The organism is Chryseobacterium endophyticum, assembly GCF_056333165.1.
In genome coordinates, this window is record NZ_JBWGXE010000003.1 from 167033 (window position 1) to 183750 (window position 16718).

15 protein-coding genes are annotated in these 16718 nt (G+C 42.5%); 8 read left to right on the plus strand and 7 right to left on the minus strand.

All coding sequences use genetic code 11. The features are described from left to right. Positions 1–12: 12 nt before the first annotated feature. Positions 13–5217, plus strand: coding sequence for a T9SS type A sorting domain-containing protein (locus AC0N32_RS08865; RefSeq protein WP_476393495.1), 5205 nt, complete (start codon positions 13–15; stop codon positions 5215–5217). Between the two features lie 444 nt (positions 5218–5661). Here the strand turns inward: AC0N32_RS08865 and AC0N32_RS08870 are convergent, their stop codons facing one another. The 4 genes from AC0N32_RS08870 to AC0N32_RS08885 form a co-directional block, all read right to left on the minus strand. Next, positions 5662–6741: an alpha/beta hydrolase gene (locus tag AC0N32_RS08870; RefSeq protein WP_476393496.1), complete on the minus strand. Its 1080-nt coding sequence runs from the start codon at positions 6739–6741 to the stop codon at positions 5662–5664. Continuing rightward, positions 6738–7124, minus strand: a complete 387-nt coding sequence (locus AC0N32_RS08875; protein WP_476393497.1) for a hypothetical protein — start codon at positions 7122–7124, stop codon at positions 6738–6740. Before AC0N32_RS08875 ends, AC0N32_RS08870 begins: the two co-directional genes overlap by 4 nt. Positions 7125–7223: 99 nt before the next feature. After that, the gene (locus AC0N32_RS08880) at positions 7224–8006 is read right to left on the minus strand and encodes a LytR/AlgR family response regulator transcription factor (RefSeq protein WP_476393498.1); all 783 of its coding nucleotides are present in this window, start codon (positions 8004–8006) and stop codon (positions 7224–7226) included. Next, on the minus strand, positions 8003–8947 hold the full coding sequence (locus AC0N32_RS08885) for a sensor histidine kinase (protein ID WP_476393499.1): 945 nt from the start codon (positions 8945–8947) through the stop codon (positions 8003–8005). The genes AC0N32_RS08880 and AC0N32_RS08885 overlap by 4 nt, the downstream gene beginning before the upstream one ends. A 678-nt stretch (positions 8948–9625) precedes the next feature. Between AC0N32_RS08885 and AC0N32_RS08890 the strand changes: the two genes are divergently transcribed. From AC0N32_RS08890 to AC0N32_RS08905, 4 genes are all read left to right on the plus strand, one after another. Then, positions 9626–9925 carry a hypothetical protein gene (locus AC0N32_RS08890; protein ID WP_476393500.1) on the plus strand — a complete coding sequence of 100 codons (300 nt, stop codon included), beginning with the start codon at positions 9626–9628 and terminating at the stop codon, positions 9923–9925. After that, the gene (locus AC0N32_RS08895) at positions 9926–10243 is read left to right on the plus strand and encodes a hypothetical protein (RefSeq protein WP_476393501.1); all 318 of its coding nucleotides are present in this window, start codon (positions 9926–9928) and stop codon (positions 10241–10243) included. It abuts the gene before it with no gap. A gap of 5 nt (positions 10244–10248) precedes the next feature. After that, the gene (locus AC0N32_RS08900; protein WP_476393502.1) at positions 10249–10449 is read left to right on the plus strand and encodes a YgaP family membrane protein; all 201 of its coding nucleotides are present in this window, start codon (positions 10249–10251) and stop codon (positions 10447–10449) included. 119 nt (positions 10450–10568) lie between these two features. After that, positions 10569–11084, plus strand: coding sequence for a DUF255 domain-containing protein (locus AC0N32_RS08905; RefSeq protein WP_476393503.1), 516 nt, complete (start codon positions 10569–10571; stop codon positions 11082–11084). Positions 11085–11131: 47 nt separating this feature from the next. On the opposite strand, the gene AC0N32_RS08910 is transcribed toward AC0N32_RS08905, so the two are convergent. The 3 genes from AC0N32_RS08910 to AC0N32_RS08920 form a co-directional block, all read right to left on the minus strand. Further along, positions 11132–11527 carry a DUF7674 family protein gene (locus tag AC0N32_RS08910; protein WP_476393504.1) on the minus strand — a complete coding sequence of 132 codons (396 nt, stop codon included), beginning with the start codon at positions 11525–11527 and terminating at the stop codon, positions 11132–11134. A gap of 46 nt (positions 11528–11573) precedes the next feature. After that, entirely contained in the window at positions 11574–11705 is a 132-nt protein-coding gene (locus tag AC0N32_RS08915; RefSeq protein ID WP_476393505.1) for a hypothetical protein, read from the minus strand. Between the two features lie 79 nt (positions 11706–11784). Beyond that, on the minus strand, positions 11785–12141 hold the full coding sequence (locus tag AC0N32_RS08920; protein WP_476393506.1) for a DUF7674 family protein: 357 nt from the start codon (positions 12139–12141) through the stop codon (positions 11785–11787). 380 nt (positions 12142–12521) lie between these two features. Here AC0N32_RS08920 and AC0N32_RS08925 point away from each other — a divergent pair, with 380 nt between their 5' ends. The 3 genes from AC0N32_RS08925 to AC0N32_RS08935 all read left to right on the plus strand — a co-directional run bounded on the left by AC0N32_RS08925 (position 12522) and on the right by AC0N32_RS08935 (position 16717). Beyond that, complete coding sequence (locus AC0N32_RS08925) at positions 12522–13535, plus strand: nucleoid-associated protein (protein WP_476393507.1); 1014 nt, start codon at positions 12522–12524, stop codon at positions 13533–13535. A gap of 21 nt (positions 13536–13556) precedes the next feature. Continuing rightward, positions 13557–14327 (plus strand): cyclase family protein, encoded by a 771-nt coding sequence (locus tag AC0N32_RS08930; protein WP_476393508.1) that lies wholly within the window; start codon positions 13557–13559, stop codon positions 14325–14327. Between the two features lie 197 nt (positions 14328–14524). Further along, complete coding sequence (locus AC0N32_RS08935) at positions 14525–16717, plus strand: ATP-binding protein (RefSeq protein WP_476393509.1); 2193 nt, start codon at positions 14525–14527, stop codon at positions 16715–16717. The last annotated feature ends 1 nt before the right edge of the window (position 16718 follow it).

The window sequence follows — 16718 nt, forward strand, 5'->3', positions numbered from 1 at the left end:
ATATAATTTAAAATGAAAAACTTTTATTCTACACTCAAAACGTTGGCGAAAACAGTCGTCATAACGGGAGCGTCGTTGTTGGGGTATGCCCAGGCACAGACAACGCTCTCTCCCGGAGGGATCGCGTTTACCTCTTATGATTCTACTTCTACCTCGGTGGATGTATTCTCATTTGTGCTGCTTCAGCCTATTTCAAGCGGAACACAAATAAGTTTTACCGACAGGGGGTACCAGGGAGGTACTGCATGGCAGGCAGCCGGATCCACAGAGTCTGCTGTTACATGGACGACCGCCACGGCTCTACCGGCTGGTACCGAAGTATACATTTCGGCGTTATCGGCCTCAATTTATAATCCTTCAACAGGCACATCCACTCCTCACGGTACCGTGACACTTACTGACGGTACCTCTTCTAACGGTCTTGTGCTATCATCTGTAGGCGATCAGGTCATTGCCTTCCAGGGAGGAAACGGTAGTGTTTCAGGTGCTAACGTAACCTGCATTGCCGGAATCAATTACTTCTATACAGCAGGTTCTACAACCGCTGCGTGGAATAGCGATGCGGTCGGAAGTCCAAATGCTTCGTTAATGCCCCCTGGTCTTACAGGCGGAACTAATGCATTTTACACGGGATCAGTATCTGGTGTCACAGTGGCCAGATCTGGAAAGTTTAATTGTACGGGAGTACCAACATCGACAGTTGCCAATATAAGAACAGCTGTTATGAATAACGCCAACTGGACACTTAGTACGGCTGCAGGATCGCAGTATTCAGGATGTACATTCCTGGCCAGTAATCCTGTCATCACAGCAAATCCGGCAAACAGAACGATCTGTTCGGGAGGAACGACTACCTTTACGATTGCTGCTTCAGGGGCTAGCTCTTACCAATGGTATCAGAATTCAGGCTCAGGGTTTATTGCTTTAACCAATACGGCTCCTTATTCAGGTGTTACCACCAACACTTTAACGATCACAGGGGCTACTTCAGCAATGAACGGTTACCAGTATCGTGCTGTGGCAACCGGTGCAGGATCTGCTACCTCTACTGCGGCTTCATTAACAGTTGTTAGCATCAGTACAACCGGCAGCAAAACGGATATATCCTGTAATGGTGGTTCCAATGGTATCGCTACGGTTGTACCTTCAGGTGGCGTAGCGCCTTATACGTATTCATGGGCTCCTTTCGGCGGTACGGCTGCAACGGCGACAGGTCTTTCTGCCGGAACTTATACGGTAACGGTAACTGATAATTCAGGATGTCAAACCACACGGACATTTACAATTAATCAGCCTGCCAGCGCAGTAAGCGGCACAACGGTAGTAACGAATGTAGCTTGTAACGGTGCTTCTAACGGAGCAATCAATCTGACACCAGCGGGCGGAACGGCTCCTTATACCTTCAACTGGGGTGGTGGAGTTACCACGGAAGACAGAACAGGGTTAGCAGCCGGAACGTATACGGTAATCATTACCGATGCCAACGGATGTACAGCGACTGTAAACGCCACCGTAACGCAGCCTGCCAGCGCAGTAAGCGGCACAACGGTAGTAACAAACGTAGCTTGTAATGGTGCTTCTAACGGAGCAATCAATTTGACACCAGCGGGCGGAACAGCTCCTTACACTTTCAACTGGGGTGGTGGAGTTACCACAGAAGACAGAACAGGGTTAGCAGCCGGAACGTACACGGTAATCATTACCGATGCCAACGGATGTACAGCGACTGTAAACGCCACCGTAACGCAGCCTGCCAGCGCAGTAAGCGGCACAACGGTAGTAACGAATGTAGCTTGTAACGGTGCTTCTAACGGAGCAATCAATTTGACACCAGCGGGCGGAACAGCTCCTTACACTTTCAACTGGGGTGGTGGAGTTACCACAGAAGACAGAACAGGGTTAGCAGCCGGAACGTACACGGTAATCATTACCGATGCCAACGGATGTACAGCGACTGTAAGCAGAACGGTAACGCAGCCTACAGCTCTTAGTGCAACTACTTCCCAGACGAATATCGCATGTAATGGCGGATCTACGGGGATAGCAACGATCAATGTTTCAGGTGGAACAGCTCCTTATACCTATTCATGGTCTCCGTCAGGCGGTACAGCTGCTACAGCTACAGGTCTTGCAGCGGGAACTTATACGGTAACCGTTACGGATGCTAATGCCTGTACACTAACCAGAACATTCACGATTACCCAGCCTACAGCTATCTCAACTACAGGTTCACAAATCAATGTGGCTTGTAACGGTGCCTCCAATGGTTCTGCTACAGTAACAGCCTCGGGCGGTGCAGGTTCTTATACTTACAGCTGGGCACCAAGCGGCGGAACGGCAGCAACGGCTACAGGGTTAGCAGCAGGAACTTACACGGTAACGGTAACGGACGCTAACAACTGTATCGCGACCAGAACATTCACGATTACCCAGCCTACAGCTATCTCAACTACAGGTTCACAAATCAATGTGGCTTGTAACGGTGCCTCCAATGGTTCTGCTACAGTAACAGCCTCGGGCGGTGCAGGTTCTTATACTTACAGCTGGGCACCAAGCGGCGGAACAGCAGCAACGGCTACAGGGTTAGCAGCAGGAACTTACACGGTAACGGTAACGGACGCTAACAACTGTATCGCGACCAGAACATTCACGATTACCCAGCCTACGGCCATCTCGACTACAGGTTCACAAATCAATGTGGCTTGTAATGGAGCCTCCAATGGTTCTGCTACAGTAACAGCCTCCGGCGGTGCAGGCTCTTATACTTACAGCTGGGCACCAAGCGGCGGAACGGCAGCAACGGCTACAGGGTTAGCAGCAGGAACTTACACGGTAACGGTAACGGACGCTAACAACTGTATCGCGACCAGAACATTCACGATTACCCAACCTACGGCTATCTCGACTACAGGTTCACAAATCAATGTGGCTTGTAACGGTGCTTCCAATGGTTCTGCTACAGTAACAGCCTCGGGCGGTGCAGGTTCTTATACTTACAGCTGGGCACCAATCGGCGGAACGGCAGCAACGGCTACAGGGTTAGCAGCCGGAACTTACACGGTAACGGTAACAGACGCTAACAACTGTATCGCGACCAGAACATTCACAATTACCCAACCTGTCAGCGCCGTAAGCGGAACAACGGTAGTAACAAACGTAGCATGTAATGGTGCTTCTAATGGAGCAATCAACCTTACACCAGCGGGCGGAACAGCTCCTTATACCTTCAACTGGGGTGGTGGAGTTACCACGGAAGACAGAACAGGGTTAGCAGCCGGAACGTATACGGTAATCATTACCGATGCCAACGGATGTACAGCGACTGTAAACACCACCGTAACGCAGCCTGCCAGCGCAGTAAGCGGCACAACGGTAGTAACAAACGTAGCTTGTAATGGTGCTTCTAACGGAGCAATCAATTTGACACCAGCGGGCGGAACAGCTCCTTATACCTTCAACTGGGGTGGTGGAGTTACCACGGAAGACAGAACTGGTTTAGCAGCCGGAACGTATACGGTAATCATTACCGATGCCAACGGATGTACAGCGACTGTAAACGCCACCGTAACGCAGCCTGTCAGCGCCGTAAGCGGAACAACGGTAGTAACAAACGTAGCATGTAATGGTGCTTCTAATGGAGCAATCAACCTTACACCAGCGGGCGGAACGGCTCCTTACACCTTCAACTGGGGTGGTGGAATTACCACAGAAGACAGAACAGGGTTAGCAGCCGGAACGTACACGGTAATCATTACCGATGCCAACGGATGTACAGCCACTGTAAATGCAACCGTAACACAACCTGCCAGCGCCGTAAGCGGTACAACGGTAGTAACAAACGTAGCATGTAATGGTGCTTCAAACGGAGCAATCAACCTTACACCAGCCGGTGGAACAGCTCCTTACACCTTCAACTGGGGTGGTGGAATTACCACAGAAGACAGAACCGGGTTAGCAGCCGGAACATATACGGTAATCATTACTGATGCCAACGGATGTACGGCAACTGTTAACGCCACAGTAACGCGACCTGCCAGTGCAGTAAGCGGAACAACAGTAGTAACGAATGTAGCTTGTAATGGTGCTTCTAACGGAGCAATCAACCTTACACCAGCCGGTGGAACGGCTCCTTATACCTTCAACTGGGGTGGTGGAATTACCACAGAAGACAGAACAGGATTAGCAGCCGGAACGTACACGGTAACCATTACCGATGCCAACGGATGTACAGCGACTGTAAACGCCACCGTAACGCAGCCTGCCAGCGCAGTAAGCGGCACAACGGTAGTAACAAACGTAGCTTGTAATGGTGCTTCTAACGGAGCAATCAATTTGACACCAGCGGGCGGAACAGCTCCTTACACTTTCAACTGGGGTGGTGGAGTTACCACAGAAGACAGAACTGGTTTAGCAGCCGGAACGTACACGGTAATCATTACCGATGCCAACGGATGTACAGCGACTGTAAGCAGAACGGTAACGCAGCCTACAGCTCTTAGTGCAACTACTTCCCAGACGAATATCGCATGTAATGGCGGATCTACGGGAATAGCAACGATCAATGTTTCAGGCGGAACAGCTCCTTATACCTATTCATGGTCTCCATCAGGAGGTACAGCTGCTACAGCTACAGGTCTTGCAGCGGGAACTTATACGGTAACCGTTACGGATGCTAATGCCTGTACAATAACCAGAACATTTACTCTTACACAATCGGCATCGGTACCTGCTCCTACAGGAGCTGCGACCCAGAGTTTCACTACGGGAAGCACACTGAGTGCCTTAGTCGTAACAGGTTCGAATATCAAGTGGTATGCTTCGGCTTCGGATGCAGCAAACCATATAAACAGTCTGCCACTTAGCACAGTTTTGGTAAACAATACCACTTATTATGCTACACAGACCACCGGAACATGTGAATCTACAGTTTCTCTTGCCGTATTGGCACTTAATGATACACTGGGTGTTGTAGATAATACAAAATCAAAATCTCAACTTCAGATTTATCCTAATCCTGTAAGAGATATTTTGAACTTCAGTGGACAGGAAGTTATCACCAAAGCTGTAATTATTGCGGCTGACGGAAGAAAAGTAACTGAGAAGAAACTGCAGCCAGGAGAAAGAAGCATCGATGTTCATGCTCTGCCTCAGGGAATGTATCTGATTCAGGTGTTTACAGAGAATGGCGTGCAAACCTTTAAATTCATTAAGAAATAATTTTCATGCTATTTTAAATCATTGTAATAAATAATGATGATAAGGGATTGCCTAATTTTGGGCAATCCCTTTTTTATATATAATATGTTCAAAATAATTAGGATTTTATTAAAAGAATTTTAGCGGTTGACCGAAAGATAAAAAGAACGCTGGTATGTTATGATTTAGTAAAAAAGTTCTATGGATGTAGTTGTTTTACTGGTATACGATCGTCACTAAAAACAATTGTTAAGAAAGATGGAAAGTCATCGCCCTATTATTATAGATTTAAGTAAGTCTTTGTTAATAATGCCTTACCGTATTTTGGTTTTTGCAGAAAAATATCACATTAAACTCTTCATTTAAATAAACCAACTATTGAATTTTCGGAGATAAAAAAAGTTTATTGAAACCATGTTCAATAAACTTTCTGTATTATCGGTTATTTTAACGATTAAAGTTTTCTCAATTGCAATAAGCTGTTCGTGGGTTGGTGCTGTTGCCACAACGAAACTGATATTTAATTTGCAGATATTTAGGGACAGGATTATCCGTCACTTCAAGTGGAGCCATGGACTGCCCGTTAAAGGAAAGCATGGTAACCTGAGCTGCCGAACCATTACCTAAAGCTACATTTTTTGCACTGGCATTTCCGTTAAAGCTATAATCCATCATGGCATCTAAAAGACGGTACACTCCATAATAGTCCAGGGCATCGAGAACCTGACGGGAGCTGGGCATCGCATGATCGGTTACATAATGGTATCCGTTCACGGTGGATGATTTAAAATAAATAAAATCCTTTTCGCTGTTGGGAATATTAATGTTCTTAAAAATATCGATGGCCATGCGGTGATCGTTCACATCGTCTTCATCATACACCTGGGTTATCATTTTTGTGTTGGCAGGAAAACTCTGCAATTGCTGTTGGGTGGTCAGCGGGCTGTCCCAGTTAAAAGCATACCATGGAGCCATGGTAAAAAGAAACCTCGCGTTCTGTCCCCATCCTTTTTCGGTGAATGCTTTGTAGGCAAGATCTATGCTGGCACCACCACCAAATGAATGTCCCATAAAACCTACTTTTTGAGTATCGATGATGTCGGGATAATCGGCAGCAGCCTTTACAAATCCTTCCCAAAGGGTCTGGTAGCGATGATCCACACTTACATCTATGGTGCGGTAAGGTACAAATACAACCACGTACCCTTTCTTTGCAATAAAGTTGTACAATTCGATATTGTAAGATTTTTCCTCACCACCGTAGGGATGTGAAAAGAATATGGTAGGTCTGGGAGAAGTAATCCCCTGCGGATAGAAAATCGAGACCTGCGTACCCTCATACTGTGGATTGTCAAAATCGATTTCCGCCACTTCATAGCTGCCATCCGAGCCGTACCCGGTGGCCGGTTTTTGAATAGGGCCACTGCGGCTCGTTTCTGAGCTTGCTGCCGTTAACGCTTCTTCATTGTCAGCATTGCTGGTCTGAGAGCATGCCGAAGCGGTAATGAATACAATTATTACCCATGGATATAATACTTTTTTCATTTTCTTTTATTTTTAAAGTTTTGTATCATCTGGTCTTTCATTTCCTGATATTTTTTAAACTGTTCGTCAGTCAGAATTTTACTCAGGACGGAGGATTTTTCCTGCTGTATGGCTTTCAGTTTTTTAAACTTAGCCATTTTGCCTTCATTGCTTTGGAGAATGGGATCATTTTTTTTAGCATATTGGAGGTTGAGGTCGTATACCTGCCGGGTTTGTGAAGAATTCAATGCCAGCTTGGTTTTCATCCATTCGGTCTGCATCTTTGCCCGTTGTTCGGGCGTGCTGTCTTTCAGGCTTTTTGACTGTGCTGTAAGATTGGTAAATGCCATAGTCATCACAGCTGCTGCCACAAAAGAAATTTGTTTTCCTGTTTTTAGAATCATTTCAGAAGTTTTTAGTTTTGATAAAACAAATGTAGCCATAGCCATAGTTTCAGTTAAAATAAAAAAGGGTGAACCGCCCAAATCCGGTGGTGAAGTTGATTATTGATCCAGCCATTTTCTGAACATCATGGCTTTGGCCTTGCTCACGATTACCTCTTCTTCCGGTGAAGGAGATATTTTGATTAAAAGCCTTCCGTTGAAAAAATATTCCACGGTATCTATTGCGTTCCGGTTAATGATAAACTGGCGGTTTGCCCTGAAAAACAGTTCCGGATCCAGGTCCCGTTCCAGCTGTTCGAGGGTGAATTCTACGATATACTGTTGCCCGGCGGTGGTTCGGGCATATACCACTTCATTTGCCGTATAAAACCAGCAGATCTTAGCGGCTTCTACAGGAATAAGTCTTCCGGCGTGATGAATCAGGAAAGATTTTTTGTAACGTTTCGTTGCAGATTCCAGCTGTTGCAGCAAAGCTTCAGTTTTAGTCTGTTCCATTTTAATACCCGTGGCAATCAGGGTGTGGTATTTCGTTAGCGTTCTTTGGATTTCTTCCCGGTCAAAAGGTTTTAAAACATAATCTATACCGTTGTTCCGGAAAGCTTCTATCGCATAATCATTATAGGCCGTAACAAAAACAACCGGTTTTTGGAGATGGATGTGTTTAAAAATTTCAAATGACAACCCGTCCGACAATCTTATGTCAGAAAAGATCAGGTCATAATCATGATGAGCGTTACCTGCGAACCAGGTTACGGAATCAGAAATGCTTTGCAGCGTTATCACAACCTCAATACCGGGATTAATTTCTTTAAGGATATATTCAAGATGTCTTGCGGTTGCCGCTTCATCTTCTATCAGTATAATGCGGAGATTCGGGATCATAATAACGGGAGTTTTACCATAAAATATTCTGCAGTCTGATGAATTTCTATCTCATGCTGTGTTTTCAGAAGGTATCTTTCGTTCAGGTTGGTCAGGCCAAGTCCGGTACTTTCTGCCTCGCTGGTAATGGGCTGAAGATTATTCCGGACGATCATTTTACCGTTTTCCTCAACAATGGTAACGGTTAAAGGATGTGAATCTGTAGCCATATTATGTTTAATAGCGTTTTCCACCAATGGCTGAAGCGATAAGTAAAGAATTTTCTTATCTAAAGTATTTTTTTTAATATCAATATGAATCTGAAACGTATTTTCCAGCCGCATTTTGACCAGTTGAACATAAGATTCAAGATGCAGGAGCTCTTTATCCACCGTTACCATATCGTTTCCTGAATGCATCAGCGTATACCTGAAAACTTTCGACAAATGCAGGATGTAGCTTTGGGCAAGATTGGGGTCTTCCCTCACAATGGCAGAAAGGCTGCTGAGGGTATTAAAGAGAAAATGTGGATTAAGCTGCTCCCGGAGAAGTTTCAGCTGGGCCTGGAGATATGCGGTACGCAGCTGTTCGTTGATGAGGTCCTTATTTTTGCTTTCCCTCATCAGAAGAATAAGGCGGATCATTACCGCAACCATTACACTGCTGAGTAAAAACCTGGCAAAATAGCCCCTGATCCTGATTCTTGGAAATGATAAAGCTCCAAAAAGAAGGGTGTGAAGAAGGCTTCCTACCATAATGGCAGCCATGATCAGCAAAGCATTCAATAGATATAACTTTACCCATTGTTTGTTTTCCCTGTATACACTTAAAAATTTTCCTTCTGAAAGATTAAGATGTAGCAGGACCATACAGAACGCCATATTGTAAAGAAACTGGAAGCCGTATTCCCAGATATTAAACTGCCAGTAACGGGCAATGATGCCATCGGTATTAAGTGCCATCAGCTTTGCTGAATTTACAACCAAAGTAATCAGTAGCGCACTGTAAATATATATTTTTCTCTCGTTCTTTATCATTAATACAAAGAACGTAAAATATTAAATCCAATGAAATACATAAAATGCCGAAACGGGAAAACAAAGGGGTGAAATGTTCACCCTTTCAGTCATAATGATGCGCTGTAAAGGGCAGCTGTTAAAAAATCATTTATTCTCTTACCTGAGGGTGTTCCACTTAGCTGCCTAAGCGGGACACCCTTAGGAGGCTAAGTGACCTTCACTTGCGGGGCTAAGTGCTATCCAATTAAGAACGGTACCTATCATATAGCAAAGAATGCTGTATTGTCAGTCCCTCGTTGACCGCCCGGTCAAGGGTGTATTGACAGTACGGTCAAGGCTATGTTGACCGCCCGGCGCAAGGGTCGTTGACCGCCCGATGTAAGCGGTGTTGACAAAAAGATATTGAGAGGGGATCCGAAAGGGCGGTCTTTTTTTATGGGAAAGCCGGAAAGTCTGAGGTTTTTTTTTTGAGGGTATCAGAGTGGAGCGCTGCAGGTGATATCTTTGAGCCTGTATTTTGCAGCCGGTTTTTATAATTCTGATCTTTTGTAGAGAAGGTCTGTAAGCTAAAGCATTATTTAAACTTGGAAAAAATATGGGTAATTATATTTATATTTGAGAATGAATATCAACAGAATATCCGACCCTGAATTCAAAAAAGAAATTGCCTCCAATGAAAACCTTAAACTGTTTCCGGCCGGGACGGTTATTTTAGATATCAATTCGTACATCAATTATATTCCGCTGGTGGGAAGCTGCTCGGAAGAGAAAAAATCTGCACAGAATACAGATGCGGCCATTTTAGTGACGGTAAGCAATACCACCGCAGGTCCGGAAGGTTCATCAGCCACTGCAAGCGGAAAACTGGTAGCCAGGAATTCCGTCAATGTCTCTACCCGGATGATGGGCTACATTATATAAATGAACGCGGAAGTTGGCCAGAATGTACAGGCAGGGCAGCTTTTGGTGAGCATCAATGCTTCGGATATTCAGGCAAAGGGCGGACAGGCCAATGCGCAGATTTCTCAGGCACAGGCCGGCTATAATATGGCCAAAAAAGATTACGAAAGATTCTGGAATCTTTATCACTCCCAAAGTGCCTCCCGGAAAGAGCGGGATGATATGAGAGCGCGTTATGAAATGGCTCAGGCAGGATTGAAGGCAGCACAACAAAAAAATGGGAGCAGAATCTTGTTTCAGAACAAAAAACAAATACCGAACGATAATAATTTAATTTAAAAATAATGCAGACAAGAATAGTACACGCCCTGGCAGGAACTTTCATTTTAGGAAGCCTGCTCCTTGGAATTTTTATGAATCCAAAATGGTTCTGGCTCACAGGCTTCGTCGGAATAAATATGTGGATACACTCTATTACCGGCTGGTGCCTGATGTACATGCTCCTGAATAAGCTTGGCGTAAGGAAAGATACCGGGAATTGTTAGGATACATTACTTCCAATTTTTAGGATTACTTTAAATCTGAATTCAATTAAATTTCATGTCAGATATTTAAAGGCAATGAGAAAATGTTTACATTCGTAAAAATTTAAATAAAACAGATAATGAAGCTTTTTAAAATATTTTTATTGGCAGGACTGCTCGCATTTCAGTTGAACTTTGCACAGGAGAAAGCAGATGTTGTGCTTAAAAATGCACTTACAGAAGCAAAATCGAAGAATAAGAATGTACTTCTCGTTTTTCATGCTTCATGGTGCAAGTGGTGCCATGTCATGGAAAAGAATATGAACCTTCCCGAAACCAAACCTATTTTTGATAAAAAATTTGTCACGGCTTACGTAGATGTTCAGGAAATGGGTGATAAAAAGAAACTTGAAAATCCGGGAGGTGAAGAACTGATGGACAAATACAAAGGAAAAGACGCGGGACTTCCGTTCTGGCTTGTTCTGAACCCTAAAGGTGAAGTTCTTGCAGATTCTTTTAACGATAAAAATGAAAATCTGGGTTGCCCGTCAACGGCGGAAGAAGTAAATCTTTTCGCTGCAAAGCTCAAAAAGTCTTCGCGGATGAATGACCGTGAGCTTCAGACCATACAAAAAGTTTTTACGAAGAAAAATTAAACATAACGGGCGAAACCAAAGGTTTCGCCCGTTATGTTTAAACTCATTTATTTGCCGAAAAATATTTTATCCTGGGTTCTCTGATGGTCATAGATTTCCTGGAAGCTTACAGGCATATACTGATAAAGCCTTTTCCAGTGATTTATTTTGGTGAGTTTCTTGAAACTTTCGAATGATCTTACAAAAAGATTTTCAATCATCTCTCTTACATAAGAATTTCCGTTTCTGTAGATCGACTCCATCAGCTTGATATGGTGGGCGATGATATTTATTTTAGATTCCAGAAGAAGATTTTTAAGGTAATTGATCGTTGCCTGAATAATTCCTGCAAAATTATCCTGTACAGAAAGTTGAGTGATTTCAGGTCGAAGGGGCGGGTAAAAAAACTTTAAATATTCAACAGCTATTTTCGGATTAATCGTTTGCATGTTTGCATTCATCATAATAATATTTTGAGCATGTTTGTCTACGCTAAAACTGTACCAAAGTTTACAGGAAAGCCGCCACCACAAATACTCCTATAATGACGGCAATGTGAGTGGCTAAAATCTCAAGATTATGCCTGCTGGTCGTAGTTTCAATAGTTTTCCAGTCTGATGTTCTTCGTATTTTGGATTTCATAAATGATTGATTATTAATGGATTTTTTTTATTTTTTTTACTGTGGTTTTGTAGTCAAACCGTCAGAAAGTGTAATGAAATTATATGTGGTGGCTGTAAATCTGTCTGAAATATACTTTTTGCAGTGTGTCAGAAAGCTGGCTGAAGATACGGCCACGGTATTCGCGGCTGCAAAAAGCGGTGCAATGGTCCAGGGAATAGATAAAAGAATTCTCTATCGCACCTTTCATTGAACTGTCGCCCTCGCTGTATAGCTCATTCATTTTCTGAATGCATCTGAATAAACAGCTTGTATTATCCTGCCGGATCATCGTCTTTATTTTATCGGTCAGAAACTCTACGATGTGGTAAGAATTCTGTATTTTCTTTTCTTTTAGATCGCTGCAGATTTCCGGAATCGCAACGGTAATTTCCTGGGCCGCTTGTAGATAGTTCATATTATTTAGTGATTTGGTTGTAAAATTCTGATTGTTACGCTTAAAGCGGCAATGACGATCAATATAAAAAGCAGTAGATGATAAGGTTTGAGCCATGCCGGCGTTTCAGGTCCCCTGCTTTTAAGTCTTCTTAAGGTATCAAGTCTGTTTAAAGTCTTTAAGTCCATTGGTCTTTGTATTAATTGTTCATCACCATAATGCCAAATTATGTACCTGTTTGAATATGAATTTTTATTGAATTGATAATCAATGTTTTATTTTAGATTGGGTGTTTTATGGAAGATAAAAACCCATTCATATTGATACGGTTTTTATCAGAATGAAATTCTGCGGATTGTATGATTTAATTAATATCTTTGCAGTCCAAAAATATTCAGGAAATGTTTTCAAAAATCGTAGTACACAGAGTCGGAAATAAAATCAATGGAGAGTCTTTGATACTTTCTCAGGAAGAACTTCAGCTTGATGAAGGAATGGCAGAGCTGCTGGAAAATTATTTCTTAGGCTCCTTTAAATCGGAAGAAACTTTTCATTTTTACAGCGATTCTTATCTGGTAAACAACCCGGTGTACAGTTCGGTGTCTGAAATTTTTGATGATAAATCCAAATTTCTCTGGGAAGCTGAAAATATTGCAAAACATCTTTTTGAAGCCGCTGAAAACCCAAGAGTTCAGGGCGGAGAATTATTTATCGTGTATTTTGAAGACGAAAGAGAGGGGACTGAAAAAGTCGATAAAATAGGGATTTTTAAAACTGAAAAAAGAGAGTCTTTCCTTAAAATTTCTCCGCAGGAAGAAAGCTTTGAAATAGAAAAAGACCAGGGAATCGGGTTGTCCAAGATCGATAAGGCTGCCCTGATCTACAATAACGATAAAGAAACCGGCTATATACTTTCGGTGGTCGACAACAATAAAAACGGCGACATGTATTACTGGTTCGAAGATTTCCTGAAGGTAAAACAGCGCGACGACGAATATTTCCATACCCAGGAAGCCCTGATGGTGTACAAAGATTATATCACCAAGCAGCTGCCGCAGGAGTTTGAAGTTTCCAGGGCAGATCAGGCGGATTTCCTGAATAAATCCATTAACTTCTTCAAGGAAAAAGAAGAATTTAACCTTGATGATTTTAATAAAGAAGTGCTGCAGGATGAGCATGTGATCGAAAGTTTCGTTAATTTCAAAACAGATTATGAGCAGGATATGCAGATCAATATTGCAGAAGAATTCCCGATTAATGAAACTGCCGTTAAAAAAACGCAGCGGCATTTTAAAAGTATCATTAAATTAGATAAAAATTTCCATATTTATATTCACGGTGACCGCCAGAAACTTGCTCAGGGTGAAGATGAAAAAGGGAAATATTATATGCTGTATTTCGAAAAAGAAGTTTAATAATAGCTAAATCTGACCTTTATGGAAACTAAAATCATAGATCTTTCCAAGCCTATTCAGTACAACGCCGGCGATCCGTGGTTTATGAAAGTGAAAATAAAGCACAAGTCTCACAAAAAATCCCACTGGCTGATCCGTCTTGCTTTGGGACTTCCCGCCAAACTGTTTCCCAAAAACTGGAAAGGCTGGGCCGACGACAGGATCGTGAGTATGGGACTGCATTCAACCACTCATATTGATGCCCCCTGGCATTACGGCCCGCTGGTAGAAGGCAAAACTGCCAAAACAATCGATGAGATTCCGTTGGAATGGTGCTATGGCCCTGGGATTGTGATCGACTGCAGTCATAAGGAAGATTTTGTCGCCATAACGGTTGAAGATTTAAAAGCTGATCTCGACAAAAACAACATCCGTGTAAAACCCGGCAATATTGTCCTGATAAGAACCGGTCGCGACCAATTGATGGGAACGCCCGACTTTCCGAATAAAGGAACCGGAATGAGCCGCGAAGCCACCGAATGGCTCATCGATCAGGGAGTGAAAGTAATGGGAATCGACCAGTGGGGTTGGGACCTACCCTTAAAATTTATGGCAAAAAAAGCAAAAGAGCTCAATGATCCCGACTATTTCTGGGAAGCCCACAGGGTAGGAATTGATAAAGAATACCTGCATATCGAACAGCTCACGAATCTTTCAGCTTTGCCTCCTTCGGGGTTTGAAATCTGTGTATTTCCGCTGAAAATCGTCGGCGGATCTGCTGCTCCTGCAAGAGTAGTGGCTATTTTAAAATAAGTCTAAATAAAAACGCCTTTTTGGCTGTAAATAAATCGATTACGTAAAATATAATAAAAGATAATTCCTCTTTTTTCTAAATTTAAAGACTTTATGGTTTAGAAGAAGCAGGTGAATCATTTGTGTGGTATGTGTTTAATCAAAAAAAATACCCCGGATTTAATTTTTTCTTTATATTTGATTGATCAAAATATAATATGAATTTTGTAGAGTGTCATGAAGAGCCTATCCATATTCCGGGCTACATACAAAGTTTTGGCTATCTGATTGGCATCGACGCAGAATCTCATTCCATCACTTTTTTCAGCAAGAATATCGAGGATATTTTTAACATCGAAGATCTGGAAAAGCTTTTCGGGCAAAAACTTACGGATTTTCCCGAAGTTTTCGGCAGTGTTATTCATTCCGATATTTATAAATCTTTATCCGATTTCACAAAAAGAGAACACGAAACCTTTTTCGATAAAATCTTTATTGAAGAAAAGCAGTATCACTTATCTGCCTTCAGGAGCAAAGGCAATATCTTCCTTGAATTTGAAAAAGTTCTGGTTAATCCCAATAAGCAGATTTCCAATAAATACGACAACTTTTATATCGTGGAAAATGAACAGGAGATCTGGGACCAGCTTCTGAATATTTTGTCAAAAATTGTGAATTACGACCGCATGATGGTGTATAAATTCATGATGGATGGTTCCGGAAAAGTTGTGGCCGAAAAGACCAACAATAATTTGGAAAGCTATCTCGGACTTCATTATCCCGAGTCGGATATCCCGATCCAGGCAAGAGAACTTTATCTTAAAAAAAGGAAAAGAATCTTCAGCAATGTACACGCCGAAACGGTTCCGTTGCTGAGCAAAACCCATGAAAATATAGATCTTACGTATTCTACATCACGCGGAATGTCACCTGTTCATGGGCAATATATCAAAAATTCGGGGGCTTCTTCGAGTTTCAGTGTTTCGATTATCATCGATGATTACCTTTGGGGCCTGGTGACCTGCCAGAATTCCGAGCCGAAGCATATTGACCTTGAAGACAGGGTGCAGGCAGGGATTTTTACGGCATTAGCTTCCAACGCTTTTTCATCGTTCAAATCTAAAAATGAACTGAGCTACCGCCTGCAGCTTAACGATAAAGCAGCTCGCTTAAAAGCTGAATTTTTAAAATACAACAGCCTGATTGATTCTTTAATCGAAAATAAAGCTGAACTCAGAGATTTCCTCGATGCAGACGGTTTGGCCGTTGTGGCAGAAGAGAAAATCGTGATGGACGGGACGACTCCCGATACTTCCACTATCTCTAAAATAGCGAAATGGGCACATGAAAATACGGAAGACAGCATCTATCTGAGCAGAAGTTTCCTGAAAGATTACGGCAAAGAACTGGGACTTGATAACAGGTCTGCCGGTGTAGTTATTTATTTTGTGGAAAGAAGTAAAAACAATGTTTTGATCTGGTTCAGAAAAGAATTCGACGAACACATCAACTGGGCCGGGAATCCCGAAAAGAAAATTGAAACGGTCTACCAGAATGGAGAACAAAAGCAAATGATGTCTCCCAGAACCTCTTTCAAAATTTTTACCGAAGATATTAAAGGAAATTCCAAAAGATGGAATTCCAGAAATATCGTTGCCCTACAGGCAGTACGGGATCTTATATTAGAGACTTCGCACAAAAACTATAATACGATCAAAAGGCTTAATGATGAGCTTAAAAAGGTAAATGAAGAGCTGGACAGCTTTTCGTATACCATTTCCCATGACCTCGGAACTCCGCTTACCGTGATGAAACTTAATGCGCAGATGCTGCTGAAAACGCTTACCGACGAATCGGAGAAAAGCCGCAATAAGATCAATTCCATTATTGAAGAAATTGATAATATGGCTGAAATGATGCACGACGTTCTTCAGCTGAGCCGCGCAAAGCACAGTGAAATTCAGCTGGAAAGCCTGGACACTACGCAGACTATTGAAAAGATCATCGAAAATGCGAAAATAACTTTCGGAACGCCAGACAGTGAGGTGGTTATCAAAAGCTGTCCCAAGGTTCTGGCTGATAAAACGATGCTTCATCAGGTGTTTTTAAACATTATCAACAACGCTATAAAGTATTCTTCCCAACAGGAAAAACCTAAAGTTGAAATTGAAGGAACTGAAGAAACTGATGTGGTGGTCTACAGAATCTCAGACAACGGCATCGGTATTCCGAAAGAAAATAAACACAAAATGTTTAAAATTTTCAACAGGATGGATAATGCCAAAAAGTTCAAAGGAAACGGAGTGGGATTATCGATTGTTCACAGAATTATGAAAAGAATCGGTGGAAACGTAAGCTATGAAAGCAGTAGCGAAGGAACCACATTCATTTTAACCTTTAGAAAACCTTAAA